The 14,058-nt window shown below is 36.1% G+C and carries 11 protein-coding genes and 1 pseudogene; 9 read left to right on the top strand and 3 right to left on the bottom strand.

The genetic code is table 11. The features are described 5' to 3' along the window. Window positions 1-230 precede the first annotated feature (230 nt). From H2672_RS18230 to H2672_RS18190, 9 genes and pseudogenes are all read left to right on the top strand, one after another. Window positions 231-497 carry a hypothetical protein gene (locus H2672_RS18230; RefSeq protein WP_186673737.1) on the top strand — a complete coding sequence of 89 codons (267 nt, stop codon included), beginning with the start codon at window positions 231-233 and terminating at the stop codon, window positions 495-497. A 254-nt stretch (window positions 498-751) separates the two neighbouring features. Then, on the top strand, window positions 752-1,066 hold the full coding sequence (locus H2672_RS18225; protein ID WP_186673735.1) for a hypothetical protein: 315 nt from the start codon (window positions 752-754) through the stop codon (window positions 1,064-1,066). An 84-nt stretch (window positions 1,067-1,150) separates the two neighbouring features. Beyond that, window positions 1,151-1,633 carry a hypothetical protein gene (locus H2672_RS18220; RefSeq protein ID WP_186673732.1) on the top strand — a complete coding sequence of 161 codons (483 nt, stop codon included), beginning with the start codon at window positions 1,151-1,153 and terminating at the stop codon, window positions 1,631-1,633. Between the two features lie 118 nt (window positions 1,634-1,751). Beyond that, complete coding sequence (locus tag H2672_RS18215) at window positions 1,752-2,444, top strand: hypothetical protein (protein WP_186673730.1); 693 nt, start codon at window positions 1,752-1,754, stop codon at window positions 2,442-2,444. 372 nt (window positions 2,445-2,816) lie between these two features. Beyond that, complete coding sequence (locus tag H2672_RS18210; protein ID WP_222439457.1) at window positions 2,817-3,506, top strand: ABC transporter ATP-binding protein; 690 nt, start codon at window positions 2,817-2,819, stop codon at window positions 3,504-3,506. Further along, the gene (locus H2672_RS18205) at window positions 3,503-7,606 is read left to right on the top strand and encodes an FtsX-like permease family protein (RefSeq protein ID WP_186673727.1); all 4,104 of its coding nucleotides are present in this window, start codon (window positions 3,503-3,505) and stop codon (window positions 7,604-7,606) included. The genes H2672_RS18210 and H2672_RS18205 overlap by 4 nt, the downstream gene beginning before the upstream one ends. A gap of 198 nt (window positions 7,607-7,804) precedes the next feature. Next, on the top strand, window positions 7,805-8,560 hold the full coding sequence (locus H2672_RS18200; protein WP_186673725.1) for a hypothetical protein: 756 nt from the start codon (window positions 7,805-7,807) through the stop codon (window positions 8,558-8,560). Between the two features lie 189 nt (window positions 8,561-8,749). Beyond that, window positions 8,750-9,190 (top strand): hypothetical protein, encoded by a 441-nt coding sequence (locus H2672_RS18195; protein ID WP_186673723.1) that lies wholly within the window; start codon window positions 8,750-8,752, stop codon window positions 9,188-9,190. A gap of 791 nt (window positions 9,191-9,981) precedes the next feature. Further along, window positions 9,982-10,503 (top strand): annotated as a pseudogene (locus H2672_RS18190) (reverse transcriptase domain-containing protein); the annotation flags it as partial. Between the two features lie 129 nt (window positions 10,504-10,632). On the opposite strand, the gene H2672_RS18185 reads toward H2672_RS18190, so the two are convergent. The 3 genes from H2672_RS18185 to H2672_RS18175 are packed head-to-tail and all read right to left on the bottom strand — an operon-like array spanning window position 10,633 to window position 13,859. Further along, window positions 10,633-11,643 (bottom strand): tyrosine-type recombinase/integrase, encoded by a 1,011-nt coding sequence (locus H2672_RS18185; protein WP_186673720.1) that lies wholly within the window; start codon window positions 11,641-11,643, stop codon window positions 10,633-10,635. Then, complete coding sequence (locus H2672_RS18180; RefSeq protein WP_186673718.1) at window positions 11,636-12,670, bottom strand: tyrosine-type recombinase/integrase; 1,035 nt, start codon at window positions 12,668-12,670, stop codon at window positions 11,636-11,638. The genes H2672_RS18185 and H2672_RS18180 overlap by 8 nt, the downstream gene beginning before the upstream one ends. Further along, entirely contained in the window at window positions 12,663-13,859 is a 1,197-nt protein-coding gene (locus tag H2672_RS18175) for a tyrosine-type recombinase/integrase (protein WP_186673717.1), read from the bottom strand. Before H2672_RS18175 ends, H2672_RS18180 begins: the two co-directional genes overlap by 8 nt. Between the last annotated feature and the right edge of the window lie 199 nt (window positions 13,860-14,058).

The following is a 14,058-nucleotide window of genomic DNA, read 5'->3' as shown; positions in this document are numbered from 1 at the left end:
CAATAAGGAGTAATTGGATTCTTATGAGATAATAGTAAATATGAATAAAATGTAAAGGGTGTGGTAGTACATGGAACCAACAATCTTAATTGGGTTATTTTTTATTACAATATGTATTTTTGCAGTGGGTTATAACTTTTCTATTACCTAAGAAAGTTAGGAAGTTTGTTTGGGTTATATTGGGCATTATTTTAATTTGTAGTTATATCTATCAAGGGGCAATTAGACCTTTGATTATAGGGCAACAAACTGGAAAAGCCATAGAAGTATTAGAAGGTCATTTAAAAGAAAAGTATCCAATGGATTCATGGGGAATTACAGATACAGACGACTTTAAAATAGAACCTGTTATAAATCTTCATGTAATTTTTGATAGTGAGCCAAAAGTAGTTTATGAATATACAGTTGAAGATACAGTGGTAAGGCAAGTAAGCATGTGGACTGTATCAGGCACATCGGTAGAAGAAAGTGGAAATGAACCACAACATGCAGAGTAATGATAAGAGTATGTGAATGATTGTACTTCAACTAACAGGGCAGGTTAGTTGAGGAATGAGGTATTTTGGGGAATGTGTGGAAATAGTTAATAATTCATTTTATTTTTGGGGGGAGTTAAGTTGAAGAAAATAATAACTTTATTATTTACAATAATGCTTTTAACAGCATGTTCAGAAACTACGAACAATGATTATATATTTAGTGGAGAAAGTGAAAGCTAGGAAGCTGAATTTACCTATAATGGAACAGAAATATGGAAACAGAAATATGGAAAGAGAAAAATGGAATAAAAACTTATATGAACGAAGATAGACATCTGTTTGTATTGAAATACAAAGGTTCCTTGGAAGAGTTGTCTTCATTACAAGAGCACCAATATTCGTATGAAACAAATTTTAGTAGTCAGAACAAAACCGAACAGTTTACAGAAACACTTCAAACAGTCATATTTTCGAATACAGGCGCTTCAAAAGGTACGGCAAAGGTAAGTGAAGATGAAGTTATAAAGGTAAATGTAATATGGGATGACTCTGAAGAGTCATTTGAACTGCATAATAAAAGTAAGTAACTCTGTTGACCTAACGGGGCAGGTTAGTTGAATAAGAAGTAGTAAAATAAGTTTGATAAAATGCTGTTTGAAGAAGGAGAAATTATGGATAAAAATGAGTTTTTTCATTCCCTTGAAGAAATAGTTGTTGACCCTCTGTTTATTGGTGAGAGTCTGCAAGACCTAGCTGAAGAAACAACAAACAACACATGGTCAATGTCTATTAGCAAGGAATTAGCAACTGAGATAGTAGTGGAAGATTTCATAGATTTTTTTCAAAGAGTGATGACGAACAGACGCGAGCAAATAAGAAGTTCAAATAATCTTGATGGAATGCTCTTCTATATTTGGTTCGATTGGCAATCGGCACAAATAAAGTTTAATTTAATATCAGATTATGACACTGCCCTACCATTCGGATGTGAAATTGAAATTACAAATAAACTTAAGCCTATTATTGAGGAGTTTCTAAGATTTCCATATCACGATGGCTTTCCATTTGAAGAGGTTAGAGATGATGACGAGCAAATCGAGGAAGGCGTAAAACGAGAAACTTTGAAAGTATTCCTCTTCAAAATAAATCGATAATCTTATTCAACTAACGCAGCAGGTTAGTTGAAGATTCGATTTCCGAATCGTTTCAAGTGGACCTTGGTGAAGGGGATAAAGCAGGAAAAACGGACATCTACTAGGAGGAGATGAAACAATGAAACTAAAACCGATCTACTTAATATGTTTAGCAGTGCTTATTACTGGATGTGGTTTGAATAATGAAAAAGTTGCAAGCATCTCCGAGGTTACAAATAAAAAAAATTCTGTAGATGAAGTATCTAATGATTCGAACGGCTATGAATATGTGTTATTTCATAATGTTTCTACAATAGAGGATTTGGCGGAAATTTCCCCAATTGTCTTAACTGCAAAAGGTTCAGGTGTATCTAGAGAATTTATATATAGGGACTTGTCGTTTTATAAGACTCGAGTGAAGGTTAATGATATTTTTAGAGATGAATTCAATGATCTGGATAATGATCTGGAAATTACTATTTTGCAGAATAATGGGGATATGGATCCTAAGGTCCAAAATAATGAAACGGTGTTGTTATTTCTTGAGAAATACGAAGGTCCAATTATCGAAGATGCATACGTCATTATCGGCATGAAACAAGGACAGTTTAAATACAATAATAATGGTAGAATTATGTCTAAAGCAAATGATTTTGTGATTTCAAGAAATACTAAAAACGATAATTTAAAATCTGTAGAGTCTACTCTCAATAAAGTCCAGTATGTAAATCAAAACAGAAAACCAAGAACAAAAGAGGAAATTGAGGCTCTTAATAAAGCAGAAGAACAGTTACCGGAAATTAAAGAAAGTAAAGATGGTATAAAAAATTGAGGGTTTTAATTCTAGAGAATACTAATCCTCTCTTTTTTCTTAATCAACTAAAGAAGCAGCTCTTCTTCAACTAACTGGTGCTTTAGTTAAAAATCGGCTGCCTTTACAGGGCAGCTTTTTCTTATTAAGTAATGAAGTTAACTACTTCCGTGAACGGGTGTTATGTCTACTATGGGTGCATGCAGCATACAACCTTGTTCAGCGATGGAATTCTTTGTTCAACTAAGTGGCAGTTTAGTTCAATAAGAAAAAATGGACTTTTGATAATTTTATATGGAATATTTGTGTAAAATTGGAACCTATACTCATTTCAGACGTATTAAAGTAAAGGGTAGGTTAGTTTAAGAGTATCTACTAGGAGGTTTGTCTATTATGGAACATATTAAGTTTGAAAATGTATCAAAACATTATAAGGGTGATGGAGTAGAGACTAGGGCGTTATCTGATGTGAGTATTGAGTTTACTAAAGGGGAATTTGTTTCAATTATGGGTCCTTCGGGTTCGGGTAAATCTACCTTACTTAGTATTATGGGAACTCTAGATCAGCAAACAAGTGGACAGCTTTATTTTGAAGATAAACTAATTAATGGTCTTGGTTTAGATGAATTAGCTGATATTAGATTTAATAATATTGGATTTGTCTTTCAGCAATTCCACCTATTACCAACGCTAACTGCTTTAGAAAATGTCTTGATTCCTTTATTTAATAGAACCATTCACTTTAATAAAAAGGAGAGAGCAATAGAGCTATTAAATTTAGTAGGACTAGCCGATAAGTTAAATTCATTCCCTTCTCAATTATCTGGTGGTCAACAACAACGTGTTGCTATTGCCCGTGCTTTAATTGCTCAGCCTGATTGGATTTTGGCTGATGAGCCGACAGGGAACTTAGATACGCAAACGGGTAACACTATTTTTGAACTACTTCAACAATTAAACAGAGAGAAAAAATGTGGAGTAATCCTTGTCACACATGACCCATTATTAGCGGAAAAAGCAGGTCGAGTTATTGAAATGAAGGATGGAGCAATCATAAAAGATCGAGAAGGTGGACCAGTATGATTTCATTTATTGTCAAAGGTTGGATTAGACAAAAGGAACGATTTTTACTGATGATGATTGGTGCTTTATTAATCAGCGGGGGGCTAAGTACATTAATCGGATTGTCTGAATCAAATAAAGGAACAGTAGTTGATTCTTTACAGAAGAAATGGGATGCATCTTATCATATTGTTGTCAGACCCGAAGGTACTAAAGGTATTGCCCAAAACGACAATTTTTTTGATCCAAATTATATAAGTGGGGTATCAGGCGGTATTTCTTTGGATGAATACAACAAAATAAAAGAAATCCCAGATATTGATATAGCAGCTCCTATTAGTATGATTGGGTTTACTAGTTATAATGTTATATTAAAACATCTTGATATTTCGGAACCTGGAATTTATAGACTGACGAGTATCGCACAAGATCTTGGAGGATTGGATTCTATAGAACGCAAGTCTGAGTTTTATTTTTCAAAGGGAATTTATGAACAACCTGATCCAACTCTAAGTAGAAAATATGGAATAATTGCTTTTGAAAATTATCTATCAAGTTATACAAGAGTTTTGTTAGCAGGTGTAGATCCAATTGAGGAAGCAAGACTAGTTGGTTTAGAAAATGCCGTATTGCCACTAGAAGGACAGGAGTATTTTTCAGATAGTGATATGGTATATTCAACAGATTTCAGCTTCGAAGGAATAGATGGAAATGAAATAAACGTAAAAAATACTGGATTCCCCATACTCTTATCTAATCGTTCCTTTTTAGATCAGAATTTAAACTTCAAACTAGAGAGATTAGTTATTCCGTTTAACAACGAGTCAATGGAAAAGTCCTTAGCTATTATTGAGAAAAATGGAGGAGAAGAATATTTAAAGTCGTTATCATCAAAAGACACGAAAGAATATGCTTATAATTCCGATAAAGTGCATACATCTTTAATAGAGAACTTGACTGGAGTGGATAGTAAAACAGGAGAGGAAATTAACAAAGATGATTCATTTACATTAAACTTAAGTGATAAGATTCTCCAGGAAAAAACTGGACCACTTACATATCAATCAATAGGCAGTCCGTTTCCGGAAAGGTGGGAAAAAGCACTTCAAGTAATTCCTTATGAAGACGTTTCAAATGAGTTAAAGGGAGATAACTATACCTACCGCAAACCTCAATTAACAGATGTAAGCATGGCAACCAACCCGAGATTAAGTCCTTATATTATTGGTTTGTACGATCCATCAAAATTGAATATTTCAAAGGACCCTTTAAGTGAATTACCAATGGAAACTTACAGCACCCCAACTGCAACTCATGTTTTAAATAAAGATGGACAACCTGTTAATCCACCTAAAAAAATAAATTCTGATTCGAATATCTATGGATTTTTAATGCAGCCACCTACAATGCTTACAACCATTGAAGCAGCAGGGCATATTTTAGGGGACAAACCAATTTCTGCGATTCGAATAAAGGTAAAGGGTGTCGAGACAATAGATGAAGAGAGTCAGAAAAAATTAGAACTTGTAGCAAAAGAAATTAAAAAGCAAACAGGGCTGCATACGGATATTACGTTAGGGTCATCGCCACAACCTTTATTAATAAATATACCTAAAGTAGGAAAGAGTGAAGAAGTGGGATGGGTGGAACAGCTTTGGGTAAAAAAAGGTGCTTCCATTACTATTTTTAAAGAAACAAAACTAGGGTACTCGGGAATAATTATTAGTGTAATCCTTGTAGCGATTATGTATGTATTCTCAACTAACCTAGTTTCATATTTATCAAGAAAACAAGAGTTTGCGGTTCTTCTTTCGATAGGCTGGAAACCAAGGCAATTAAAAAGTATTCTCATAATAGAGTCTTTATTAATAGGTATAATTGTTTCCTTATTAACACTCGTAGTTCAATTAGGGCTAAGCTATAAAGAAACCGAGACTTTATCAATATCAGAGATTCTTTTATTAACATTTTTCATTTTACTTATTTATATAATTGGCCCTTTATTTCCTTCCCGTTTAATTAATAAAATTCACCCTTGGCATGTAATGAGAGCAGGTGAAACTAATCTTCCAGGGAAAAGAATAATTAGAACAAAAGGCTTGTTTTCAATGGTTTTTAACACAGTTATGGGAAGGGTACAGAGAAATTTAGTTTCCATCTTAGCAATAGCCTTGCCAACGGCATTATTAATTCTGTTTATCTATGTTACCTTCCGTTTAAATGGTGTTTTATATACCTCTTGGTTAGGTCAATATGTCTTTATGGAAGTTGGCATACATCATTATATTGCAGTTTCAATTTCTCTACTTATTTCTATCCTAACCACGTCACAAATCATGTGGCAAAATATTAAAGAACGTAGGAGTGAGATATCCCTATTAAAAGCATTAGGATGGAAGAATGCCCATATTCGAAAAATGGTATTAGTTGAGGGGGCAGTTATAGGACTTATTGGAGGATTAGTTGGTGGAGTACTGTCATTCATAATCATTTACTTTATGTATGGACCTATCCCCCTAACAGAATTATGGTTACCACTAATCAGTTGTTTAATTCCAATTATAGTAGGGATATTAGGAAGTTGGATTCCATCTAGGATTGCGGTGAAAATGCAACCTATTGAAGGGGCAGAAGGCAGACTAACCAATTCTAAAAGAACTGATAAACAATTTAAAGTTGTCGTTAGTTTTGCAGGAGCGACATTATTTGTTGGTGTTCTTATGTTGTTTGTAATTGCAAAACCCGATTTTGAAAAAGAAGTGTCTGAAATAGTTACGACGAATACGGACTTGAAAACCGAGGGGGACATTCCAGCTGTTCAAGATACTTCAATTGAAATCGCTATTCTTCCTGGTGCAAGTGGGGCTTACTTAATAGACATGAAATTAGATAAAAACAATCTCTTTCATATAAGTGCTGAAATAGATGTTACAAATGAGTCCCAAGATACTTGGAGTGATATTGGGTTTTATTTTATCCCAAATGCGTTTACTGAAGAATATAAACCTGAAATTTTACAGGATACCGCGGATGTTTCGATTACTTCAGTTACGGTAGCAGGAGAAGACATACAATACGATTTATCGAACAATAAGCTGTTACTTAAACTGGATAATGAGCTATTGCCAGGTGCGAAGAATCGAGTGAAAATTGATTATACAATGAAAATACCTGAACATGGGAACCGATTGTCTAGAGTGGGGGCAAACTTCTATTTGGCCCAATGGTATCCGATGTTAGGGCACTACCAAAATGGCTGGAACATTAAAGACTATGAAATTAGAGGAGAGTCTTATCATACAAGTTATGGTGATTATAAAGTGAACTACAGTCTTCCAAAAGAATTTCTTGTGGTTAGTTCAGTGGAAGATGGAGAAATCCGTCCAACCATGACAGGGAAACTTGAAGGGGAAAACATTAAGGACTTTTATATGGCACTCTTGAATCCACAGGAATGGACCAGTGAATCATTAAAAGTTAATGACACCACATTGAGGCTATTACTTCCATTTGATAGAAGGGAAGTTTTGATGGAAGAACTTGAAGCAGCAGGGGAAGCCTTTGCCTATCTCGAGAAAAAGATTGGGGACTATCCATACGCTGAGCTAGATTTGATAGGAAATGGAGGAGACATGGAGTATCCGAATGTAGTAGAATTTTCGAATAGCGAGGATAATTATGAGGTCACACTTGTTCATGAGATAGCACATCAATGGTTTTATAATATGGTTTCGAATGATCCATACCATGATGCTTGGCTCGATGAAAGTTTAGCAGTATTTGTTACCTCGATGTTCTTAACAGATAAGTACAAGGACGAGACAATCGGGTTTGAATTTGCTAGTAATTTAGCGAAAATTACTAGTACAAGTCGTAAAGTAAATCTTGCGTTAGATAAATTTAAAGAGTCTGACTATCATTCCACTATATATGGAAAAACCCCACTCTTATTAAGGGATTTTTTTAGAGAACGTGGAGGACAAGAAGAAGCAATTCAATTTTTATCTGATTACTTTAATGAATATCAATTTAAATATGTAGATAGTAACACCTTTTCGCGCTTCTTTATTGAGTATTTCGGTGAGGAAAATAGAGAGTTTCTTGATGGTTGGTTAGACTAATAAAAAGAAACCGACAGAATTAGGGGTAAACCAATGGAGATTGCAATAAAATTAAGTTGTATCAAGGAGATGGATATTATTAATTTGTTAATGAACTAACGAGTGCTTGAGTTGCAATTTCTTTTTTTCTTCTTCAACTAACGGGACAGATTTTAGAAGAACACTTAGAAGAATTACTTTTGTTTTAGGAGAGATCCAATGAGTCCAAGTGAACTGATCTACTTTTTTATAATTGGAGTTGCAGTAGTAATTGCGATAACAATTCTGTGGTTTATTTTTAGAAAGAAAAGAAGAGTAGCAATCGTGTTAACGAGTATTCTAGTCTTAGGATTTATCGGATACGTTCTCTATTTTCCTACGTTGAAAACGAACAAACATTCTGAGGCGTATGAAATCGTAAGTGATTATCTAGATAAAAACTACCCCAATAGGGTATTCACGGTTGCACCGGAACATTATGAAGCTGGATTTACGGTTGGTAATTTTGATGTCAATGATATAGAGACGCCAACAATCGGTGTGACCTTGCAAGTCGATAAAGATGAAGTAACAGAAATAGGAACTTGGTCAAATCTCGAACATCAGACACAGCAAGAAATTTGGCGTGAACTTCAATCGTATTATAAAAGTCCTTATTCGTTAAACAAAGACCTTGCAGAAATAACTAAAATAGATGAATGGATTGATGGTGAGCTGACAGCTTTTGCATTAGCTATTGATGATAAGCCTGCCATTGCTCTATTTAATTACTCAAGAGCAGGTTATAGCTTATTGGAATTACAGGAAGGAGAGCGTGAAGGTTACGTTATTATTGAAAAAGAGGGTTATGTATTTATCTATGCAGATGAACGCTATCTAGGAAAAACAGTTTCAGCAAATTTGGTAAATAGTAAGGAATTCACTTTCAATGTCGAGCAGCAAAAAGGACAATTAATCATCGAGAAACAAAAGTAATCATTATCTAGCTAGTTCGCAAACGGGGGCTTTAGTGGAACAACAGAAGACCGTTTATTGGAATGAATCTTTGTGTCAATAGCCTTTACTCTATTGAGATTGTGAAGTGATACACTTAAACTAACGGGGCAGGTTAGTTGAAGAAGAATTTTGTTAGCAGAGTTTTATTTTACGAAAGGAGTCGATAGCATGTTTTTATATCATTTGGACATTGAAAATGATAGTGACAGGGTTTTAAAGGAAGGATTAAATCATAGTACAGCAACAAAATGGTATTCAACCAGCGGTAAATTATTTACAGAAATAGATTGTTTCAGACCTGCACATTTGCCAAAATGGATTGATTTTAAAGTTGCTTTCGGTGCACATTTGGAACCGTTTGAAAAACCTTATTTTCAATTTCCTATGTTCAGTGATAAAATACTGGTTTTCAATCTAGATATATCTAGTGATTTATTTGCTTATTTATATGAAGATGTTAAAGGTTTACCTTCAAAGGAAGATTTAATGAAACAGTATTGGGAAAGTATGCATACTCTTGAAGAGTTTTTGAGATACAAGCCTTTTAGTAACCCTGCAATTTATATTTTTGAAGCTGTTCCAGCAATGTTTATTGAGTATATAGAGTAAAATCTTGTTCAACTAACGGGTGCGATTGTTGGTGCGAAATGTTCCTAACTCAAATGAAATGTGGTCACACAATTTCGGTAAAGGTTAGGCAGTTTTAGGTATCCTAAAACTGAAGGGTTATATCGAGAAGTCGAATGAGGAAGTAACGCTCTGAAAGGCTTCCCCTGCGTCGAGTAGCACGCTGATTAGTAAGGAAAAGTGTGTTATAAGCTCGGCTAATAGGCGTGAGAATTTACCGTAACAGTTTGGCTGACGAAATCCTACCCGATGGGGTGGTGTAAATCATGATGCTTGGGTTGAATAAATAGGGTGAGAATGCAATGTAAATACAATAAGATACTGTATTGCTGGCGAACCTCTGAATGTACGGGTCTAGACGCACATTATATAGAAATGTATTTACTACCACATGTAGGGTTAGCTATGGATGAGTAAGAATCAGCAATATAAAAATCCATCTTGTGTTACAGGCACATGCAATGCTAACAGGCTCAAAGGAGGCACCTAAGTTTGTTCCATAATAGATATAATTCAACGTTGTAAGCTGATAACGTGGAGAGCTTACTCTTGATGAAGCGTTGAAAAGGAAAATAGTTGTGAGACTAGCGATTGTATAACTTTTCTTCATATCAGTGAAAGTGGTGGCACAGTACCGTTGAAGCGTGTAATGAACGTGGAGGGATAGCCACTAGGCTAATAAAAGATTCATTCAACCATGCAAGACAGTTCTTAAACGATTAATAAGGTTCTTGTAAGACTAATAGAGGTTCAGCTCCAAAGGAGCCACCGACTTGTTAAAACGAAAGAAACTGAGGCACAACGAGTATTATGATATGCAATATCATTTTGATTCTTTATACGCTCAAAGTGCTAATGGTCAAAATTTTTATGGATTACTCGATTTAATGCAATCCGATGAAAACATTCGATTAGCTTATCGTAATATTAAACGAAATACTGGCAGTAGAACGGCTGGATATGATGAACTAACGATTGAAGATATTAGTCAACAGTCCGTTGGAGAAGTTGTATCGACGATACAACGAATGTTTGGACGTTATACACCCAAAGCCGTTCGACGGGTTTTTATCCCGAAGGCAAACGGAAAAACTCGTCCTTTAGGGATTCCAACTATTTGGGACAGATTGTTCCAACAATGTATTCTTCAAGTGCTTGAACCTATCTGTGAAGCAAAGTTTTATAAACACAGTTATGGTTTTAGACCCAATCGTAGTACGCATCACGCGAAAGCCAGGTTAGAAACCCTGATTAATCGGGCGTGTTTATATCACTGTGTAGACGTCGATATTAAAGTTATCACCAGTTGATAATTACCCCCAGTTAGTACTTGGTATCCTGCAGTGCTTTCGATACCAACAGCCATAGTATCAACTTAAAAGGTCGAACAGTCAGAATCCGACTGGGGATAATCATTTGTGGAGTTACTTTACCATTCCTTTAAGCCTTTTCAGGATACCAGGGTCTTTCCATGATGACACAGTTTCTTCAGAAGTATCCTTAAAAATCAGTTTCCCCGCTTCTTCCACTACTTTGATCATTGCTTCTGAGCCAATATCAAGATAGGCCTCTGTAGTCTGAATGGATTCGTGCCCGAGAAACCTTTGGATGACTGGAAGACTGGCTCCATTCAAAAGCATGTGTGTTGCTTTCGACCTCCGTAGGATGTGCGGCGAAACCTTTTTACTGACAAGTGTTTTTTGTTTTTCAGATGCGGTTTCTGCGTACTTTTTCAGTATGTAATCAATACCTGAATCCGATATCCTGTTCCCGCATCGGTTTTTAAACATGGCGCCTTTTTCGAGGTTGAATTTCTGACTGTATTCTTTGATTAGCTTTACGGTATGTTTGGTTAAATATACCCTGCGGTATTTAGAGCCTTTTCCGAATATCACGACTGAGTTTTCTTTTCCGAATGAAAAGTCCTCCATGTTCATTCGAACAGTTTCATCCACCCTCGCTGCCGTATCATACATAATATGGATAAGGATATAGTGTTTAAATCCTGCCTTAGTTGATATATCTATAGATTCAAGCAATGCCTGATACTCCTCAATAGTAAGGAAATCCTTTTTGGGCTTAGGTGCCTTCTTGTTTTTGATTTTCTTCGCTTCAATATATGCATTGGCATAAAGTGGATTCACTTCCGATGCAAAAGCAAGAAATGCTACTAGAGCTGCCCTGCGGAGGTTCCTCGTTGCCACTGAAACCTTTCTTTCGGTTTCAATGTATGATAGAAATGATTTTATATTCTCTTTACTAAATTGCGTTACTTCAATGTCTTTGATACCGATACTGCGAGTTTCCTTTAGCCAGATGATATATTGTTCTATAGCTGAGTAATACGCACGAAGAGTTTCTTTGGACATCCCAGCTTCGTCCTTGACATAAGAGACCACATAGTGTTCAAGCATTCCGGGGAAAGTTTTATTCATCAAGATCATCCACCTTTTCATCAAAAATGGATGATACAAATGAGGTATAATCCTCCATCTTTTCTAGGGTGTTCTGAAATAGTTCGGCGGTTAACCACAAATATTCTTGTGTGCAATAAATTGACTGGTGTCCCATAAATACTGAAAGTGACGTGAGATGTACATTAATATCACCAGGCAACTGTGACAGTTTTTGAAGAGAATGGACTGCAAATGTTACCCTTATATCATGCATCCTTGGGCCAAAACCCTTCCCTTTATGTTCTATGCTCGCGCCATTCAGAAAACGTCTAAAATAGGTATATGCTCTTTGGATAGATACGCGTCCGTCATTATAGGAGGAACCAGTATCAAAGAAATAAATATTGGATGTTTTACAGTCTCTGGTTAATTCTAGATATGTGTTGCAAGCATCAGCAAGCGAATCTGAGATAGTCACTATTCGCTTGTTGTCATTTTTAGCTTGGTTTATATGGATAACACGCTGTTCAAGGTCAACTTCATGCTTTTTTAAACCGGACACTTCGGAAATACGCATACCGGTGCAATAAAGCATTTTGAACATACAAGACATACAGTTAACCATGTTCGGGGTTTTGGTATACTCCTGTTTTGGCTGGTAATTATCGGCTTCATGTAGCAGTCTTGCAATTTCATCATGGGTAAAGACATGTGGTACAAAGGTTTTCTGTCCCCGTTTCACCAATTTAGGTACGATATAAATATCTTTGATCCTGAGTACTGCTGCAAGATACCTTCCGAATGAACGGATAATCGAAGACTTCCTTATTGCTGTTGAATTCTTTTCGCCAGGACCAATGGTAAGAAAACTGAGGACTGTATCTTGTTTTAAACAGACCTCCGGTTCTGTATGGTTCGTGCAATGCCTGTCAAACAATGACATTACGGAAAGAAAAGATTCCGCAGTACATCCGCCAACATTTACTTTATATTCAACAAACGAAACAATGCTTTCGGCTAAAAAACTATTAAAATAGGTACGGTCACAGATATAGGGTTTACTCATGTCTGGGCACCTCCAACTCGCACAGGCGCAGCTGGGTAATGTCCACTTTAGAATAGATTCTAGTAGTATCCACGGAGGCATGCCCTAGGGTTTTGGAAATCTCTAGGATGCCAATACCATTGGAAAGCATGTTTGATGCCAACGAATGCCTTAAGCTGTGGCTCCCGTGTTTCCTCCCGTTAATGTTGATGCCTGAATTTATGAAGGCGTTGAAAAACATTGTTGAAATCGTTACAGAGGATTTCATTTCAAACCCGTCATTTTTCAGAAAAACCTTTTCGCTCGTCCCTTCGGGTCTTTCCTTCAGTATATACTCTGCCAACGCATTGCCAGTATGGCAGGTAAGCTTATGCACAAGCCGCTGTTTGGTTTTCGATTGGTCAACACGGATGGTTTCATTTTCCCAGTCTATATCCGACAACTTCATTTTTTTGATGTCACCTGCACGGAAACCATACACCGCAATCAAAACGGCAATGGCATAATTACGTCTTTTATTCGTATAACCACTGTTCCTTATGTACTCCAGTAGCTGGGCTATTTCTTCTGGAGTATAAACTGATGGAATCTCCGTTTGAGAGCGCAACTTATTGGATGGGAACAACGGGATGTAGTCTAATCCTATAAAGCCTCTCTCGTGACAGTAATAGAGAAAACTTTTCAATACTTTTAACTTGGACCTTACAGTCTGTTTCGAAAGGTCGGAAAGTGACTTGAAATAATCTAGCAATTGACTATCGCAAATATCAGTCAACGAACAAGAAACTAAAAAATTGTGGATTGTGTTATAACAATATTTCAGTGTACTTTGGCTGTAATCAAGGTCTTTCACATAGTCAATATAACTGGTTAAACACTGGTCGTCGAATTCGGACAATTTTATCCTAACAATAGTAGAAACCATTGATGTCCCGGGCATTGACTGGAAGTTATAGAAAAAGATCAAGGATTGAAAAGCATGATGGATCCTGTATTCCTTTAATGACAATGTAGATGGTTCGTCAAGTAGTAAATCTCTGCCGCATCTTTGGATTAGGTAGTCACTGACAACCTTCGTGCTGAATTCGGTATCAGTGGATTTAAGAATACCATTCCAATGCCGTCGGTAATTCACGTAGATCGTCGAGTCGGTAAAATATTGGTCCTTCAGACATCTGCATGCGCTGTCTGTAAGTTCTGTGATGTTCATAAACATCATCCTCCATAATGAATTTCAGTTTTAGCACTGATGATTTCATTATAAAGGCAGATATGATTATCCCCAGTTAGGAAATGAAGGTATCTCGTATATTTAGGATTGACGTGAGTTATTTCCAAGGTTCATTACAGTTGACTAGTGATAATTATCAACTGGTGATAACTTTGATTATCACTTGCTAGCGATAATC

The organism is Sporosarcina sp. BP05 (assembly GCF_014282005.1).
Lineage (GTDB): Bacteria > Bacillota > Bacilli > Bacillales_A > Planococcaceae > Sporosarcina.
The sequence above is the reverse complement of the archived record's forward strand: the minus strand, read 5'-3'. Positions and strand labels throughout refer to the sequence as shown.